Source organism: Bacillus sp. RSS_NA_20 (assembly GCF_020165915.1).
GTDB lineage: Bacteria > Bacillota > Bacilli > Bacillales > Bacillaceae > Bacillus > Bacillus altitudinis.
Genome location: NZ_JAIUKW010000005.1, coordinates 694,113 through 712,575, shown reverse-complemented (window position 1 = coordinate 712,575; position 18,463 = coordinate 694,113). Strand labels below are relative to the sequence as shown.

Annotated in this window: 14 protein-coding genes; 7 read left to right on the top strand and 7 right to left on the bottom strand. The window is 42.0% G+C overall.

The annotated features are described in order from the left end of the window. Positions 1 to 8: 8 nt before the first annotated feature. Positions 9 to 1,169, bottom strand: a complete 1,161-nt coding sequence (locus LCD32_RS09045; RefSeq protein WP_047946553.1) for an ROK family transcriptional regulator — start codon at positions 1,167 to 1,169, stop codon at positions 9 to 11. A gap of 213 nt (positions 1,170 to 1,382) precedes the next feature. On the opposite strand from LCD32_RS09045, the gene xylA reads away from it, so the two are divergent. The 3 genes from xylA to LCD32_RS09030 all read left to right on the top strand — a co-directional run bounded on the left by xylA (position 1,383) and on the right by LCD32_RS09030 (position 5,028). Next, positions 1,383 to 2,720: a xylose isomerase gene (gene xylA, locus LCD32_RS09040; RefSeq protein ID WP_202734395.1), complete on the top strand. Its 1,338-nt coding sequence runs from the start codon at positions 1,383 to 1,385 to the stop codon at positions 2,718 to 2,720. Positions 2,721 to 2,753: 33 nt separating this feature from the next. Further along, positions 2,754 to 4,247, top strand: a complete 1,494-nt coding sequence (xylB, locus tag LCD32_RS09035; RefSeq protein ID WP_224563614.1) for a xylulokinase — start codon at positions 2,754 to 2,756, stop codon at positions 4,245 to 4,247. A gap of 94 nt (positions 4,248 to 4,341) precedes the next feature. Beyond that, entirely contained in the window at positions 4,342 to 5,028 is a 687-nt protein-coding gene (locus LCD32_RS09030) for a glycoside hydrolase family 11 protein (protein ID WP_007500674.1), read from the top strand. A gap of 46 nt (positions 5,029 to 5,074) precedes the next feature. Here the strand turns inward: LCD32_RS09030 and LCD32_RS09025 are convergent, their stop codons facing one another. Both LCD32_RS09025 and LCD32_RS09020 read right to left on the bottom strand, forming a co-directional pair. Next, positions 5,075 to 7,114 carry a molybdopterin oxidoreductase family protein gene (locus tag LCD32_RS09025; RefSeq protein WP_017367422.1) on the bottom strand — a complete coding sequence of 680 codons (2,040 nt, stop codon included), beginning with the start codon at positions 7,112 to 7,114 and terminating at the stop codon, positions 5,075 to 5,077. A 118-nt stretch (positions 7,115 to 7,232) separates the two neighbouring features. After that, positions 7,233 to 8,429 (bottom strand): cytochrome P450, encoded by a 1,197-nt coding sequence (locus LCD32_RS09020; protein ID WP_224563611.1) that lies wholly within the window; start codon positions 8,427 to 8,429, stop codon positions 7,233 to 7,235. A gap of 471 nt (positions 8,430 to 8,900) precedes the next feature. On the opposite strand from LCD32_RS09020, the gene proC reads away from it, so the two are divergent. Genes proC through LCD32_RS09005 form a run of 3 tightly spaced genes read left to right on the top strand, consistent with a single transcriptional unit; the run spans position 8,901 to position 12,131 of the window. Further along, positions 8,901 to 9,698: a pyrroline-5-carboxylate reductase gene (gene proC / locus LCD32_RS09015; RefSeq protein ID WP_019743319.1), complete on the top strand. Its 798-nt coding sequence runs from the start codon at positions 8,901 to 8,903 to the stop codon at positions 9,696 to 9,698. Between the two features lie 27 nt (positions 9,699 to 9,725). Next, entirely contained in the window at positions 9,726 to 10,844 is a 1,119-nt protein-coding gene (proB, locus tag LCD32_RS09010; RefSeq protein WP_019743320.1) for a glutamate 5-kinase, read from the top strand. Positions 10,845 to 10,862: 18 nt separating this feature from the next. Then, positions 10,863 to 12,131 carry a glutamate-5-semialdehyde dehydrogenase gene (locus tag LCD32_RS09005; RefSeq protein WP_212337993.1) on the top strand — a complete coding sequence of 423 codons (1,269 nt, stop codon included), beginning with the start codon at positions 10,863 to 10,865 and terminating at the stop codon, positions 12,129 to 12,131. Between the two features lie 197 nt (positions 12,132 to 12,328). Here LCD32_RS09005 and LCD32_RS09000 read toward each other — a convergent pair whose 3' ends face one another. After that, positions 12,329 to 12,898 (bottom strand): GNAT family N-acetyltransferase, encoded by a 570-nt coding sequence (locus LCD32_RS09000; protein ID WP_224563608.1) that lies wholly within the window; start codon positions 12,896 to 12,898, stop codon positions 12,329 to 12,331. Positions 12,899 to 12,986: 88 nt separating this feature from the next. Here LCD32_RS09000 and LCD32_RS08995 point away from each other — a divergent pair, with 88 nt between their 5' ends. Next, positions 12,987 to 13,808, top strand: coding sequence for a MerR family transcriptional regulator (locus LCD32_RS08995; RefSeq protein WP_224563591.1), 822 nt, complete (start codon positions 12,987 to 12,989; stop codon positions 13,806 to 13,808). Positions 13,809 to 13,867: 59 nt separating this feature from the next. Here LCD32_RS08995 and LCD32_RS08990 read toward each other — a convergent pair whose 3' ends face one another. The 3 genes from LCD32_RS08990 to LCD32_RS08980 all read right to left on the bottom strand — a co-directional run bounded on the left by LCD32_RS08990 (position 13,868) and on the right by LCD32_RS08980 (position 18,424). Continuing rightward, the gene (locus LCD32_RS08990) at positions 13,868 to 15,697 is read right to left on the bottom strand and encodes an ABC transporter ATP-binding protein (RefSeq protein ID WP_216942686.1); all 1,830 of its coding nucleotides are present in this window, start codon (positions 15,695 to 15,697) and stop codon (positions 13,868 to 13,870) included. Then, complete coding sequence (locus tag LCD32_RS08985) at positions 15,694 to 17,427, bottom strand: ABC transporter ATP-binding protein (protein ID WP_224563588.1); 1,734 nt, start codon at positions 17,425 to 17,427, stop codon at positions 15,694 to 15,696. Before LCD32_RS08985 ends, LCD32_RS08990 begins: the two co-directional genes overlap by 4 nt. 94 nt (positions 17,428 to 17,521) lie before the next feature. After that, a complete protein-coding gene (locus tag LCD32_RS08980; protein ID WP_065460521.1) occupies positions 17,522 to 18,424 on the bottom strand; it encodes a LysR family transcriptional regulator in 903 nt (300 codons plus the stop codon). Positions 18,425 to 18,463 lie beyond the last annotated feature (39 nt).

The window sequence follows — 18,463 nt, the reverse complement described above, 5'->3', positions numbered from 1 at the left end:
GTATTCCATTATGGTGAAGGCGTGACATCACGCAAAAAAGCTTCAGTGACAAGAGATGTCATCCCTAAGGCTGGTGCGTTTTGTCCTAATGACGAAGGGAGCAGCTCCACCCGTGAGCTGAATTGTGCATCCATTCTAGAGGATACTTCATCTTGAATGACACTTAGAACGGCCTGCTCAGATTCAATGACCTTGTTTCGTAAAATAACGGCTTGTGGGTTGAAGGTATGCAGAACGTTTGTGAGACCTACCCCAATGTAAAAGCCAAAGTTACGCAAGGCATTGAGTGTTTTCATATCATTTAACTTCGCCAGCCGCTCAATATCTTGATAGGTGAATGGCTGACCATCTGTTTGGAGCGATTGGAACAGTGCTTTCTCAGATGCATACAGTTCCCAGCAACCACGATTTCCGCAGCTACATGTCGGTCCATTAAAGTCGATCGTCATATGTCCCATTTCACCAGAAAAACCGTTTGTACCTCTATATAAATGATGATTGATAATGATGCCTATTCCAATACCAGTGCCGATACTTGCATAGATCAGATGGTCATAATGTTTAGCAGCACCGAAGATTTTTTCACCGTACGCACCGGCATTTGCTTCATTCTCGATAAAAACCGGTACTTGGAATGTGTCTTGGAGACTTGTTTTCAGATCGACATTTTTCCATTTTGAATGAGGCGTAAACACAATTTGTTCATCTGCATCGACCAGACCAGGTATACAAATCCCTATACCAATCAGCCCGTATGGAGAAGAAGGAATGTGTGAACGTAACTGCTGAATCAATTCAATTAAAATACGGACGGTCACATCAGGTGTGCTGGATGGGAGCTTGAGCTGCTCATTATGAATAATCGACCCTTCAAGGTCTGTTAAAATGCCGTTGACATAATCAACACCGACATCAATGCCGATAGAGTAACCTGCACGTTTATTAAACATGAGGAGCACGGGTCTTCTTCCGCCGCTAGATTCGCCTTGACCGATTTCATAAACAAGATGTTCTTTCATTAATGTACTCACTTGAGAAGAAACGGTCGATTTATTTAACCCAGTGCGTTCAGATAATTTTGCTCTGGAAATTGGTGCATGGTGAAGAATTTCGTTTAGCAATAGCTTTTGATTTATTTTTTTCACAAAGTTCTGATCCGCAATATCCATTGTATCCACTCCATTTGTTTCGTCTTTAGATTAAGTGAAGAAAAGCCATTTTTTGTCGTGTTTATTCTCTATAAAACATGCTTTTCACTTTATTATAACGAAAATATTTCTAAAAAACTAAAAAATATGGAAAATTCAAAGAGATTAGTTGGTCAACTCGTTCATTTGTTTGTTGAATCAACTTACTAAGTGAATATATAGGGGGAATCACTTATGGTCAAATCAAATATGACTTCGTTAAGTCGTTTACAAGGGATTGGCAACATTCAATATGAAGGAAAACATTCAAAGAACCCATTCGCATTTAAATATTATGATCCGAGCGAAATGATTGGCGGAAAATCAATGAAAGATCACCTGCGATTCTCCGTCGCTTATTGGCATACATTGACTGCTGATGGAACAGACATGTTTGGAACTGGCACGATGAAAAGGGCCTGGGATTCTTATAGTGGAATGGATTTGGCGAAGGCTAGATTGGAAGTGGCTTTTCAGCTCTTTGATCTATTGGATGTTCCGTATTTTTCATTCCATGACCGTGATATTGCACCAGAGGGCGACACGCTTCAAGAGACCAATCAGCAGTTAGACATCATCATAGAAAGAATGAAAGATTACATGCAGCAAAGCGGGGTTCGGCTTCTATGGAACACGGCTAATATGTTTAAGCATCCAAGATTTGTTCACGGTGCAGCGACATCCTGTCATGCAGATGTATTTGCCTATGCAGCTGCACAAGTGAAAAAGGGCATCGAAACAGCAAAGGAACTCGGCGCAGAAAATTATGTTTTCTGGGGAGGACGAGAAGGTTACGACACACTGCTGAATACAGATATGAAAAGAGAGCTTGACCATTTGGCGACCTTTTTGCATATGGCGGTCGATTATGCAAAAGAAATTGGATTTACAGGTCAATTTTTAATTGAGCCAAAGCCGAAGGAACCGACAACTCATCAATATGATACGGATGCAGCGACATCAATCGCCTTTTTAAAACAATATGGATTGGATACACACTTTAAATTAAATATCGAGGCCAATCATGCGACATTAGCGGGTCATACGTTTGAGCATGAGCTGCGTGTAGCAAGAATTCATGGACTGCTCGGTTCCGTTGATGCCAACCAAGGAAACTCCCTTCTAGGCTGGGACACTGATGAATTCCCAACGGATTTATATGCCACAACACTCGCCATGTATGAAATTTTGCAAAATGGCGGACTTGGAACAGGCGGTCTCAATTTTGATGCAAAAGTCAGAAGAGCCTCCTTTGAACTGGAAGATCTTCTGTATGCCCATATTGCGGGGATGGATGCATTCGCAAAAGGGCTGCGGGTGGCTCATAGACTCATAGAAGACCGTGTGTTTGAAGATGTGATCAAGCACCGGTACCGCAGTTTTTCTGAAGGAATTGGACGGGAGATTTCAGAAGGAAAGGCAAACTTTCATACATTAGAAGAATATGCACTGAAACATCCGCTCATCAGAAACGAATCTGGCAGAGAGGAACAGCTGAAAGCCAGATTAAATCAATATTTGTTAGAAGATTAATGGAGCAGGCGGATGTTTTGAAGGAGTGAACACATGAAGTATGTGATGGGAATTGATCTTGGAACGAGCGGAGTTAAAGCGATATTAGTAGATGAGAACGGGAAGGTATGCTGCGAGACGACTAAATCTTACCGCCTCATTCAAAGCAAACCAGGTTATTGTGAGCAAAATCCTGAAGACTGGGTAGAGCAGACGATGGCCGCGATGACAGAACTTATGGAGAGAAAGCCTGTTCAGTCAATGCAGGTAGAAGGCATCAGTTTTTCTGGACAAATGCACGGACTTGTTTTATTGGATGAATCCCTTCAGGTGCTCAGGCCTGCCATCTTGTGGAATGACACAAGAACAACACCGCAATGCGTGCGCATGACAGAAAAGCTAGGAGGCAGGCTGCAAGCGATCACAAAAAATCAGGCGTTAGAAGGATTTACACTGCCAAAGTTGTTATGGGTAAAGGAACATGAACCAGAAATTGATCAACGAATCCATTTGTTTTTACTTCCAAAAGATTATGTCAGATATCGATTAACCGGCGCTATTCATATGGACTATTCTGATGCGGCTGGTACGTTACTGTTGGATATGGGAGAACAAGCATGGAGTGAGGAGATTTGTCAAACCTTTGATATTCCGATTCGTATTTGCCCGCCGCTCGTTTCATCGGAGGCGGAGGTTGGAACACTCTTGCCGCAGATCGCAAAGGAAACCGGGATGGCAGAAGAGGTGAAGGTTTTTGCGGGTGGAGCGGATAATGCTTGCGGTGCCATTGGTGCCGGCATTTTATCATCAGGTCACACACTATGCAGCATTGGCACATCAGGTGTCATTCTTTCCTATGAAGAAAATCATAACAGAGAGCTGAATGGAAACTTGCATTTGTTCCATCATGCAAAAAAAGACGCTTTTTATACAATGGGAGTCACTTTGTCAGCAGGTTATAGCCTCGATTGGATTAAATCTTTACTTGCTCCAAATGATTCGTTTAAAGACCTTTTAGCCGGAGCAAAAGATATAGCGCCTGGCGCAAATGGATTGCTATTTACGCCATATTTAGTTGGGGAAAGAACGCCTCATGCAGATTCAGTCATTCGTGGAAGCTTCATTGGATTAGACAGCCGGCATAAAAAAGCGCATATGGTTAGAGCTGTGCTTGAAGGAATCACTTTTTCATTAAATGAATCGATCGCTTTATTCAAGCAGGCGGGAAAAAGCATTGATTCCATCGTGTCTATTGGTGGAGGTGCGAGAAGTCATACATGGCTTCAAATGCAGGCAGACATTTTTCAAGCTGAGGTGATACAGCTTGAAAATGAGCAAGGGCCCGCATTAGGTGCAGCGATGCTTGCAGCAGTTGGATGCGGCTGGTACGAGTCACTTGAGGCGTGCGCGGATCAGTTTATCCATCAAGCGGCCGTATTGACACCAAATCAACAGCATGTCGATGTATATGATCATCTCTTTCGTTTGTATCAAAGCATTTATACAAACACAAGAGACATTCATGCGGGTCTAGCACAGTATCGATAATCTAGTAGTGAGTAGGGGCATGAAAGGAGGTGATGAATTCATTTCATCTTAGAGATGACAGAATTAAAAGGATGAAAAAGGAGAGGAATGGACGATGAATTTGAGAAAATTAAGACTGTTGTTTGTGATGTGTATTGGACTGACGCTTATACTGACGGCTGTACCAGCCCATGCGAGAACCATTACGAATAATGAAATGGGTAACCATAGCGGGTACGATTATGAATTATGGAAGGATTATGGAAACACCTCGATGACACTCAATAACGGCGGGGCATTTAGTGCAGGCTGGAACAATATCGGAAATGCTTTATTTAGAAAAGGGAAAAAGTTTGATTCCACTAGAACTCACCATCAGCTTGGCAACATCTCCATCAATTACAACGCAAGTTTTAACCCAGGCGGGAATTCCTATCTATGTGTCTATGGCTGGACACAATCTCCATTAGCAGAATACTACATTGTTGATTCATGGGGCACATATCGTCCAACAGGAGCGTATAAAGGATCATTTTATGCTGATGGAGGCACATATGACATTTATGAAACAACCCGTGTCAATCAGCCTTCCATTATCGGGATCGCAACCTTCAAGCAATATTGGAGTGTACGTCAAACGAAACGTACAAGCGGAACGGTCTCCGTCAGTGCGCATTTTAGAAAATGGGAAAGCTTAGGGATGCCAATGGGGAAAATGTATGAAACGGCATTTACTGTAGAAGGCTACCAAAGCAGCGGAAGTGCAAATGTGATGACCAATCAGCTGTTTATTGGCAACTAAAAAAGTCAAAGAAAAGAGCCGGGAGCAAAACTCCTGGCTTTTTCTATCATAATTTTTCAACTTCGACTCTGCCGGAAAAGAACGTCGCACCGCCGCCCATATCTGCCAAGCGATCAGGTGTGAGGCCATTCACCAAATGTTTTTTGCCTTTTTGGTCTGCCCATAATCCCTGGCTGACAACAACACCAGATAACACATTTTGTCCGACTGACACGATCAGCTCGCATTCTCCTCGATGATTCAGCACACGAACCATGTCCCCATCTTCAATCTGTCTTTCTTTTGCATCTTGTTCATTCATATGAAGCTTCGGAAATTTCTCTAGCTTTTGATGCTTCTCATGAAGAGAGAAGGTGGAATTAAGAAAATTATGGTTTGGTCCCGGTATAAACGTTAGTGGATAATCACTTTCCTTGAATAAAGGTACATAGGTTGGAAGGGCTGGATATCCATCTTTTTTCATTTGTTCAGAGTAAAGCTCAATTTTCCCGCTTGGGGTAGGGAGCTTTAAATCTTTGAAAGGCCCTCGTTTTGCTTTGATCCACTTTTTCTCTTTTAACGCTTGATATGAGATGTTTTCATAGTGCGGATTTTCAGGATGATGAAGAGCTTGTTCCATTAGTTCCGCATCTGTGTCTTTAAAGGCTTCATCTTCAAAGCCCATCGCATGAGCCAAAAGACGAAACACTTCTGTGTTTGATTTGCTTTCTCCATAACGTTCAATAACAGGTTCTTGAATTTGAATGTAATGATGCCAGTAAGAAGTATAAAAATCCTCGTTTTCAAAGGCAGATGTCGCTGGCAGAACAATATCCGCATAAGTGGCTGTCTCTGTCATGAACAAGTCATGGACAACCGTAAATAAGTCTTGCCGCATTAAACCGTCTCTTACTTTATTTGCTTCAGGTGTCACAACAGCCGGGTTGCAAGAGTAGACAAAAAGAGAATCAATAGAAGGTTCTGCGTTCGTTAGCACGCTGCCCAGCTGATTCATATTAAATGTTCTAGGTTCGCGTTCCTTTAATAATTCCGGTCGCTGAAGAGCGGTTTCATTATAACTAAGAAAAGAAGAGTTCGATTTCATCGCACCGCCGCCTTTGTGCAGCCATTGACCGGTGAGGGCAGGGAGACAGGAGATGGTTCGAATACTCATGCCGCCATTATCGTGATGCTGTAGCCCGTTGCCAATACGAATGAGAGACGGCGTTGTCTCTGCGTACATTCTCGCAAGTGTGATGATGTCTTCTTTCGGGACACCCGTGATTTGTTCAACCGTTTCTGGATCATACTGCTTCACATGCTCGCGAAGTTCATTGTGACCGACCGTGTAAGTCTCTAAAAATGACGCATCTGTGCGGTCTTCTTTAAAAAGGACATGCATGATCCCAAGAGCTAGCGCACTGTCAGTGCCAGGGCGAAGCGGAATGAACCAATCTGCCATCCGGCCCGTTTGGTTTTTGTGCACATCAATGACGACAATTTTAGCCCCTTGCTTTCGAGCTTTTTGTGCCAACGTGATTTGATGCATATTGGTTGAAACCGCATTGATGCCCCAAAAGATAAATAGTTTCGTGTGAATGGTCTCTTCTGGGTCTGTCCCGATGCTTGCGCCCATTGTATATTTATAGCCTGTTGTTCCGGCTGACTGACAAATGGTTCGGTCTAGCTGACTTGAGCCAAGTCGATAGAAAAAGCGGCGGTCCATTCCTTCTGCATTAAGATTCCCCATATTCCCATAGAAGCTGTAAGGCAAAATGCTTTCTGGTCCTTTTTCTTCGATCAGCTTTGTCCATTTTTGACGAATGGTTTCAATCGCTTCTTCCCACGTAATTGGTGCAAACTGCCGGTCACCTTTTTGACCTACACGTTTTAATGGCGTTGTCAGACGTTTTTCATCATATAAACGAGCTGTGACATTCCGCACTTTATTGCAAATGTTTCCTTGAGTGACTGGATGATCTGGGTCTCCTTGAACTTTAACGATCTTTCCGTTCTCTTTATGGATTAAAAGACCGCACTGATCAGGGCAATCTAACGAACAAACTGATTTGAATATTCCGTCTTTCATTGCTGTGTAATCGGTCATACGTTTAGCTTCCTTTCCGAATTCCGTGATCACTGTACATATGGATTTTATTTTAGCATGTTAAGACCAGGAAGGTAAGGATAAGCATATGAAAAAAAGCCCCTAATGAAAGGGACTTTTAAAAACGGGTGACCTGCACAGGAAATTCTTTGACCCCAAACACAAACGTGCTTTGAATCGGTTTCAGCTGATCTGCCGCACAGGTGATTTCCCGAAACGTACGGAGTAAAATCTCAAGTGCTAAATGAGCCTCAAGCCGGGCGAGAGGGGCACCAAGACAAAAATGGATGCCGAAGCCAAAGCTCAAATGTGGATTTGATTTTCTGTCAAGACGAAACGTATCTGGATCGTCAAACTTCCGTTCATCACGATTTGCAGATGCCACCCAGCTGATAAGATAGTCTCCTTTTTCAATGTGAGAACCGGCAATCTGAACATCCTCTGCTGCAACTCGCCCAATCGCTTGAACAGGCGGATAATAGCGTAGCGTTTCTTCTGTCAATTGAGGAATGAGAGACAGGTCTTGCCGCACTGATTCGGCGATATGCTGCTGCTCTGTTAAAAGACGTACGGCATTTGTGATTAAATTCGTTGTTGTTTCATTACCAGCAACGAGTAAGAGTATACAAAAGCCAAGTAGTTCATTTTCTGATAAACGCTCACCGTCAATTTCCGCTTGGATGAGTAGGGAGATTAAATCATCGGCTGGCGTTTCTTTTCGTTTTTGGATCAAATGAGCAAAGTACGCTGACAGCTCTTTTTCTGCTTGTTTTTGCATGTCGACAACGGCTTGAATAGCTTCTTTTGAATCATCTTTGGCTCCTGCAACTAGAGCATCTGAATGTTTTTTGATCAGCTCTCTGTCTTTCACTTCTGCCCCGAGAAGCTCGGCGATGATCATGACAGGTAGGGGAGCGGCCAGATCTTGCACAATATCGAAGGTCCGTTGATCCTTTACTTGATGTAATAGATCATGGGTCAAGTCTTTGATCTTTTCTTCTATTTGTTTGATCGCTTTTGGCGTGAAGGCTTTATTGACGAGTGCTCTCATTTTGGTATGTTTTGGAGGGTCCATTGTTAAAATACTCGTTTTAGATGTACTTCTTCCTCGCTGTGATGAAAACACTTTTGGCTGCTTCAGAACGGACTGAATATCAGCATATCGAAAGAGATCCCAGCACTTTCTCGTTTCATCGTATCGAATATCACCCTGCGATCGTAATTCATTGTAGATAGGGAATGGGAAAAGAAGGTCATCTGTAGATCGGATTTCTTTCATTGGGATGACATTGACGTAATTTTCTTTTACTTTCATTATGAACGCTCCTTTTTCACTTGATTTCCCTTTCACGGTATCACCACGAAAAACGCATTTCAACGGACATGTTTTCTAAAATATGTCAATAGTCTAATCGAAAGATTCAAACACATTCATCCTATAGGAAAATAGAAAGTCATCAAAAATGATAACGCTTTCTAAAAACTAGAATTGAAGTCACCGAAACCAAAAATAAAATGGTGAATTCAGTCGAACGAAAGGGTACTATGATTCAAATCTGTATAGTTCTTTTGATCTAAATTGATGATTTAAAAAAACACGGCTAACATACATACCGCAAGCTGTTCAGCGTGCATTCGGGACTTTTGAAAAGTGCTGGCTCTTTCTTGACACGATTTCTCATCATGTTACGATAACTAACGTGCGAAAAACACGAACAAAAAGCGAACAAGGGAGAGGATCAATATCATTGATCAAAAGAAAGTTGCTTTCATTGGAGCAGGTTCTATGGCGGAAGGAATGATTGCAGGTATTGTGCGATCAGGTCAGATGCCGCTCAGCCAAATTTACGCAACAAACAAGCAAAATAAGCAGCGATTAAACGAACTAACGAAACGCTACGGAATCCAAACAGCCACAATGGATTCATTTCCTTTTGAAGAGATGGATATGTTGATCCTGGCAATGAAGCCAAAGGATGCTGAAACAGCACTTGAATCATTAAAACCTCATATTCAGAAAGATCAGCTCATCCTGTCTGTGCTTGCAGGTGTGAAATCATCGTATATTGAAGACATGCTGCATGAAGGGCAGCCTGTTATGCGAGTAATGCCAAATACGTCAAGTACGATTGGGGCATCGGCGACCGCTTTATCTGCTGGACGTGATGTGAAAAATGAACATGTAAGCATGAGTCGGGCTCTTTTATCTGAAATGGGAGAAGTGTATACCATTCAGGAAGAGCAAATGGATATTTTCACAGGAATTGCCGGAAGCGGTCCAGCTTATTTTTATTTTTTAATGGAAAGAATCGAAGAGGCTGGAGAAGAAGCTGGCTTATCAAAAGAAATGTCCCGTCAAATCGGTACACAGACACTTCTCGGTGCAGCGAAGATGCTGCAAGAAACAGCTGAAAACCCTTCTGTCCTCAGAGAAAAAATTACGTCACCTAATGGAACAACTGCTGCAGGACTAGATGCATTAGATGATTTTGGCGGAGGAGAAGCCATCAAGCAGGCCGTCAAACATGCCGCCAATCGATCAAAAGAAATAAGTGAACAGCAAAAACAAAAAGTAACGATATAAATAGAGCCTCAATACAGGAGTGATAAGGTGTACGCAGATAAAGAGAGAAAACGAATTGTTGTGAAAATCGGAAGCAGCTCTCTTACTAGCTTTCAAGGTGAGATTAGTTTAAAAAAACTAGAAAACCTCGTCAATCAAATTGTAAAACTCAAAGATGAAGGACACGAAGTCATTTTGGTCTCATCTGGTGCGGTTGCAGCTGGTTACCGAAAATTAGGATTTATTGACAGACCGAAAACACTGCCAGAAAAACAGGCGTCTGCCTCAATAGGGCAAGGGCTTTTAATGGAGTCATATTCTACTTTATTTTTATCGCACGGTTATATTGCTTCACAGCTATTAATTACAAGAAGCGATTTTTCAGATGAAACGCGCTATCAAAATGTGCGAAATACAATGAATGTGTTATTAGATCGAGGGATCATCCCGATTATTAATGAAAATGATACAGTGACGATCAATCGTTTGAAGTTTGGAGATAATGATACATTGTCTGCAAAAGTAGCTGGACTGATTGATGCGGATTTCCTCGCTATTTTATCTGATATTGACGGCTTGTATGAAGATAACCCTCATACAAACCCGAATGCGAAGAGAATTCTAGAAGTCACAGAAATTACAGAAGACATCGAAGCAGCCGCTGGAGATGCGGGAAGCAGCGTTGGCACAGGCGGAATGAAATCAAAACTCGATGCCTTTAAAATTTCAATGGCCGCAGGCATCAATGGCTTTTTGGGAAAAGCCGATACGCCTCACATTTTAGACAAAGCCATCAATGGGACAGAGGACGGCACTTATTTTACAGCTGACGAAAATTTAGCGCCGCTGAATTATAAAAAACAGTGGATTGCTTTTCATTCTGGCCCAAAAGGCGAAATCGTTGTTCAAGAGAAAACACAGGAGCTTCTCATGCATCGTGAGAAAAGTCTGGATTCTGACGGCATAGTCGATGTAAAGGGTTCGTTTAAAAAAGGCGATGTTGTCCGTATTTTAGATCAAGATGAAAGAGAAATAGGGCTTGGCATTGTCAATTATGCGTCCGACGAACTCGCACTGAACGGTGACTTGCTACAGGATGAAGTGGTGCATGTCGTAGATCTTGAAGCATTTGTTTGTCATTTAGATTTATCAATACCAGTTTGCTAATCATAAGGGAGGAATTTCATGACACTGACAGCTGAAGTTGTCACATCGGTCAAAGAAAAAGCGAAAAAAGCAAAGCACGTATCAAAAAAACTAGGTTTACTTCAAACAGAGGAAAAAAATGAGGCGCTGCTGAAAATAGCAGAAACACTCGAACAGCAAAGTGATTTTATTTTACAGGAAAATCAAAAGGATTTAGAGGCAGGAAAAGAAAAGGGCTTCTCTGAAGCATTAATGGATCGATTAATGTTAAATGAAGAGAGAATTCATGAGTTTGCGGAAAGTTTGCGGCTTGTGACGAGATTAACAGATCCTGTTGGAGAAATATTGGATGAATGGACTCTTGAAAACGGCTTACATGTGAAAAGCCGAAGAGTACCGCTCGGCGTGATCGGGATGATCTATGAAGCGAGACCGAATGTCACTGTCGATGCAGCAGGGCTTGCCCTCAAGGCAGGCAACTCAGTGATTTTAAAAGGCGGTTCCTCCGCTATTTCTTCCAACAAAGCCATCGTCCGCGTCATTCATGAGGCATTGGATCAAACAAAGATCCCTCGTGATGCGGTACAGTTTATTGAACAAACAGACCGTTCATCGGTTCAAGCGATGTTTCATCTAAAAGAGTGGATTGATGTTTTAATCCCGAGAGGCGGGGCTTCTTTAATCAAAACCGTTGTAGAAGAATCGACCATTCCAGTTCTTGAAACAGGGACAGGGAACTGCCATGTTTTTGTTGATCAAACAGCGAATGTGGAAAAAGCCATTCAGATTGTTATCAATGCGAAAACAAATCGCCCGGCCGTTTGTAATGCGCTTGAGACTCTGATCGTTCATCGTGATTGGCTAAAAGAAAATGGTGCAGCATTGAATGAAGCACTGCTTCAGCACCAAGTCACTGTGCATGGAGATCAAGACGCTCAACCTTTCTTTTCCGAAGCGGTTCCTGCGGAGGAAGTAGATTGGACAGATGAGTATTTAAGTCTGGATCTTGCGGTGAAAGTGGTTGACTCAATTGAGGACGCCATTCACCACATTGATCAGTACGGGACCAAACATTCAGAAGCCATCGTAACAGAGGATGAAAAAAACGCACAAATCTTTCTAAACGAAGTCGATGCGGCCGCTGTTTACCATAACGCATCTACACGTTTTACAGATGGCGGTGCACTAGGATATGGCGCTGAAATTGGCATTTCTACTCAAAAACTGCACGCAAGAGGGCCAATGGGACTTCCTGCACTGACAACGACAAAGCTGCTTCTGTCTGGTGATGGTCAGATTAGAAGCTAAAATGAATGTAACGAACACTACCTTTCTCCTTGGGGTAGTGTTCTTTAGTGTATGATAAAAAAAGAGAGAAAAAAGGGAACGACATGGAAACGATGCTGAAGCACTGACAACTCTTGAAAAAGAAGACAAAGGGCTAAAATGAAGTCCATTTTAGCCCTTTGTCAACAATCTGAAACTCCCCATAAGAGGGAGTTTTTTTATGAACTTGAACGGTCTTTTTTCATGACTTTCTCAAATTTGAAAAATTCAAATGTCTCAGGCGCTAAAGGGTCATTTTCTTGATTCTTCTCATGAGGGAAGCTCGGATCTGGATGGTGTAAGTGATAAAACTCAACAATCTGAAACCCGCATTTGTTCACATAAAAATGAATGTTGCGCTTTTCAAAATAAGGAGTGACAACTTCCCACACCTTCGTTTCTGGATATTGCGCCTCAATGGCTTTCCATGCTGCCTGACCAATGCCGCGGCTATGAGATGATGAAGAGATATATAATAGGTCCACCGAATTGCGGTGTGTGTGATGGTTGATTTTTAAGACAACCCCTCCTGCCTTTTGACCATTTAGTAAAATATGATAGACAAGGTTCTCTGTCGAATAAAAAGATTCATCAATCGACTCATCAGGAGGAATTGGTCCACCTTCTGCATCGCCAAATGCATCAATGATGCCAGCTGTGAAAGCATCTTGCAGTTCCTTTTTCATCAAAGGGAAGTCTTCTTGATTTGCAAGTGATAATGTGACTTGATCTTGTGCGATTTTGTTCATGTGTAAATCCTTTCTCCACATACGTGGTGTTTATGCATGTTATCATAAAGGATGGAGTAACTCCATAGTCAAGAAAGGAGCCCTAAAAATGATGAGCGATGTTCAAAAAACATTTTTAACTGGAGAATTTGCGTCATTATTTGAAGTGAAAAAAGATACACTGCTCTATTATGATAAAATCGATTTGTTTAAGCCGGCAGGTGTTCAGGAAAATGGGTACCGTTATTATACATTTGAACAGTTTGATCATTTCATGGCCATTCAATCCCTTCGTGCTGTTCAATTTCCGATCAAACAATTAAAACAATACTTTACTGAGCCTTCTCAGGAGAAATTGCAAAGCCTTGCGGTTGAGCAAGCAGAAAAGGTCGGGGAGGAGATCCAAAAACTACAGGATATTCAATCTTTTCTTTTTCGTGTGATCGAGACAACGAATGAATTATCATCAGTGAAAACAGGGGAGGTCTTGTTTCAAGAACTGCCAGAAGAACCGATCGTCCTTAGTACATCAAACCCGATTGATTCAAACACACCTATAGAAGAAATTTCTCGAATTGTAGGAGAATTTCTGAAAGGGATTGGTATTAAAGGTGCCGCGGCAAATGGTTCTGTTTTAAACAAGGAGCAGTTTTTGCAGCGTCATTATCATCAATCTGATCGGCTGTTTTGCCGAATGGAAGGGCCGGATGCAGTCAAAAAGCCTGCGGGTCTATATGCAGTCATGTATCAACAAGGAACATATGAAGAGATGGAGACTGCCTATTCACGTTTATTAGATCGAATCGAAGCAGAGGATATGATACTGGATGGTGATGTCTTTGAGGAGTATTTACTTCATTCTCTGATGTCTAAAAATGAAGCGGATTACATGACGAAACTTAGTGTGAAAGTCAGAAAACGGGAAGCTTAAGGCATCACAAAAAGGATAGACAGGCATTTTCACATGCTGTCTATCCTTTTTGGTGCTGTTTAACCGACTTGGTTTTCGGCAAATTGACTCATATAGAGGTCGGCATAAAAGCCTTTTTCTTTCAAAAGCTCACGATGAGTTCCTTTTTCAATGATCGTGCCATCTTTCATGACTAAAATGAGATCGGCATCTTTAATCGTTGAAAGTCGATGTGCAATGACGAAGCTTGTTCTGCCGTTCATTAATTGATTCATCGCTTTTTGAATATGCATCTCTGTCCGTGTATCGACACTGCTTGTTGCTTCATCTAAGATTAATATCTTCGGATCAGATAAGATGGCACGGGCGATGGTTAACAGTTGACGCTGACCTTGTGAGAGGTTGCCGGCATCTTCTGTTAAGAGTGTGTCATATCCATCTGGAAGGGTGCGGATGAAATCGTCTGCATAGGCATGTTTAGCGGCCTTCAACACATCCTCTTTTGAAACATTTGGTCTGCCATATGCGATGTTGTCATAAATTGTGCCTTCAAAGAGCCATGTATCCTGAAGAACCATCGCAAATAAGTCACGCACTTGCTCTCGGCTGAGGTCGGTTGTTTTTACGCCGCCAATGCGAATGGAGCCTTGATCTAGCTCGTAAAAGCGCATTAACAGATTAATAATCGTTGTTTTTCCAGCGCCTGTTGGCCCAACAATGGCCACCGTTTGTCCTTCTCGGACTTGTAAATTCAAATCTTTAATAATGGGTTGATCTTTCTCATAACCGAAGTGAACGTGCTCAAAGGCCACATCTCCGGAAAGGGATTTAAGATCAATCGCTGCATCTTCTTGCGCATGTTCTTCTTCCTCATCTAGAATTTCAAACACCCGTTCAGCAGAAGCGATAGCAGATTGAACTAAGTTTGCAACACTGGATGCTTGCACAAGTGGCTGCGACATTTGTTGTGTGTATTGGATAAATGCTTGCACATCCCCAACACGAATATTCCCATTAATGACAAGAATTCCGCCAGCAACACTTACCGCCACATAGCCAAGATTCCCAATAAAGGTCATCATCGGCATCATTAAGCCGGAGATAAATTGTGCTTTTCTTGAAGATTCATATAGTTGTTCGTTTAATTGATCAAATGTATCAATGGCTTTCTTTTCATAGCCATACGCACGAACCGTCTGATGTCCTGTGAACATTTCATTAATATGTCCATTGATCATCCCTAGTTCTTTTTGCTGTGCTTTAAAATGCTTTTGCGAAAATGATGTAATGCCTCGAATCGCAAACAAACTAAGAGGCAGCGTCAAACAAACAAGCAGCGTCAGCAGCGGACTGATGAAAAGCATCATGACGACAATTCCAATGACTGTAATGACAGATGTGATCACTTGTGTGAGTGCCTGCTGTAAAGAAGTATTAATATTATCAATGTCGTTCATCACCCGGCTCAGCGTGTCTCCATGTGTTGTTTTATCAAAATAACGAAGGGGGAGACGTGTGAGTTTGTCACTCGCTTCTTGTCTTAGTTCAGCAATGGTCTGCTGCGAGACACCCGCCATTACATATTGCTGCACGAATGAGAAGAGAGATGCTACGACATATAATAGAACAAGCAGCAATAAAATGCGTGAAATGACATCGAATTGAACGCCAGTTCCTTGTGTAAAACTTTCAAATAGGGAAGAGGTGGCATCCCCAAGTAATTTTGGACTGACGACATTAAAAACGGTTGAACCGATCGCTGCAATCAGGACAATGATCAGCTGAAATTTCCTCGGTTTTAAATAGCCCGTTAAACGAAGAAGTGTTTTTTTAAATTCCTTCGGTTTTTGTACTGGACCCCTTGGGTGACCGCCTTTATGTCCCATTCCAGAAGACATTTTTTTACTCATCCTTGCTCCACCTCCTGACCTTCCTGTGATGCGACGATCTCTTGATAGACAAGGTTATCTTTCAGTAACTGTTCATGTGTACCGATACCTGCTATTTTTCCATCATCTAACACAATGATTTTATCGCTATGCTTCACTGTGCTGATTCTTTGGGCCACAATAATCAAAGCAGCATGCTCTTTTTCAGCTTCTAGCGCTGACCGAAGTTTTGCATCCGTTTTGTAATCAAGGGCAGAGAAGCTATCGTCAAACAGGTAGAATGCGGGTTTTCTTACGAGTGCTCTTGCGATCGAAAGACGCTGTTTTTGACCGCCAGAGAGATTCGAACCCCCTTGGTCTATCTCTGCGTGAATTCCGCCATCTTTTTGCAAAACAAATTCTTCGGCCTGTGCTGTCCGCAGTGCCTGCCAAATCTCGTCATCTGTAGCATCGCGTTTGCCAAAGCGCACATTATCAGCAATGGTTCCGCTAAATAAAATGGCTTTTTGAGAAACATAACCCATCTGACTTCTCAGTTTCTCTTGAGGCAATTCTCTAATATCGACACCATCTAATGTAATTTTTCCTTCTGTTGCCTCGTAAAAACGTGTCATCAGCTGAAGAAGGGTCGTTTTCCCGGAACCTGTACTGCCGATGATCGCCGTCGTTTCACCTTTTTTGGCTTCAAACGTCATGTCTTGAACGGCTGGTTTTTCAGCATTTGAATAATAAAATGACACATCCTCAAAGCGAATGGACTGGGCTGGCTGATCAAGTTTAGTGACAGCTTCTTTTTTGTCTTTAATTTTTGGTTCTAGATTTAACACTTCATTCATCCGTTTAGCTGATGCCTGAGCTCTAGGCACCATAATAAAACTCATAGACAGCATAATGAGTGCCATTAAAATCATCATCGCATATTGAATGAAGGCGATCAGATTCCCGACTTCCATCTGTCCGGCATCAATCCGATTAGCGCCAATCCAGACAATGCCGATATTCGTGAAGTTCATGATAATGAGCATAAAAGGGAACAAGTACGCCATTAATCGATTGACCTTAAGGCCAGTATCCTTATACGATGTATTGGCTTCTTGAAAACGTTCCTTTTCGTCATCTACTCGGTTAAACGCACGAATGACCCGAATGCCTGAAAGCGACTCTCTCATAATCAAGTTCAGCCGGTCCGTTTTTTTCTGAAGCTGGCCAAAGAGGGGGATCGCTTTTCTTGACACCAAATAAATGAACCCGCCAAGAAGGGGGAGAGCTGCTAAAAAGATGAGAGATAACACAGCATCTCTAGATACAGCCAAAATAATTCCACCAACGAGCATAAGAGGCGCCCGTGTCATCATTTGTAAGATCATGATCGTGACATCTTGAACTTGTTTCACATCATTTGTGGATCTTGTAATAAAGGAAGATGTCCCGATTTTTTGAAATTCTTCTAATGAGAATTGTTCGACATGCACAAACAGCTGTCTTCTCATATCACGCCCGAAGCCTAGAGCTGTCTTAGATGACAAGTAGGACTTCCAAATCGTGAGCAAGATGGCAAGTAAAGAACAAGCCACCATCCAGCCCCCAACCTTCCATATATAAGCGACATCTCCTTGGACGATCCCGACATCAACGATATCTGCTGTAAGCGTCGGTAAATACAGCTGGAGCATACTGCTCAAAAAGGTGAGAATCACAATGAACACAACGGATAGCCGATAGGGCTTTAAAAACGATAAAATTGATTTCATACGATTACCTTTCTTCCATATAGTCTGTTGTTCTGTAACTCATCATATACAAAGAGGGATTATTTCTACAAATGAAATGTCTTGTTTTAGTGAATTATTTATATTGTTCAATTTTAGAAAAGAAATCCTTCACAAACACATAAAAATCATGGGCAGAAGGAGACATTTCTCGCGTTTTAGATGCAATAATGCCAACCGTTCTTCTCACTTGAGGAAAATCGATCGGAATTTTCACTGTAAATCGCGGTGTTGTTTCATAAAAGGCACTTTCGGGTAATAAGGTAACACCCATTCCTGCCGATACGAGACCTTTTATGGCATCCAAATCTTCTCCTTCAGATGAAATGGTAGGCTCATAGCCTGCCTGCTTGCAAGCATCAACCGCAATTTGTCTCAGCACATACCCTTCAGGAAATAACACGAAATGATCCTTTCTTAAATCACTTAAATGAATGCTCCTTTGTCCGCTAAAGGGGTGGCTAACCGGTAAAAGGGCATAAATGCTTTCAGAAAACAAAATATTTCCTTCTATTTGAGAATCGTTTGTCGGTACAGGTCCTAAAAAGGCAAGATCGATATCACGATTTTTAACGGCTTCAATGAGAAACTTATAAGAACCTTGACGAAGTAAAAAATCGACTTCTGGATATTCCAGCTTAAATGCGGAAATGACAGAAGGGAGCACTTGGCTTGCTAGACTTGTAGGAAAGCCAATATTCACCGTCCCTTTGTGCGGATCTAAGTATTCATCAATTTGCTCTTTTGCGTAATCAATGGCTTTGAGTGCAGTTCTGACATGATCTAAAAATTGTCTGCCGATTTTCGTTAATTTGATATTTCGTCCTTCTCGTTCGAATAAAGCCACTCCAAGTTCTTCTTCTAAATTGGCAATCTGCCGGCTGATGGCAGATTGGGCAACGTGTAAGTTTTCAGCCGCTTCTGACACGTGTTCACGGTCAGCAACTTCTACAAAATAACGTAATTGACGAAGCTCCATTTTTGCACTTCACACCCATCTATCTCAAAAAGAGATTGT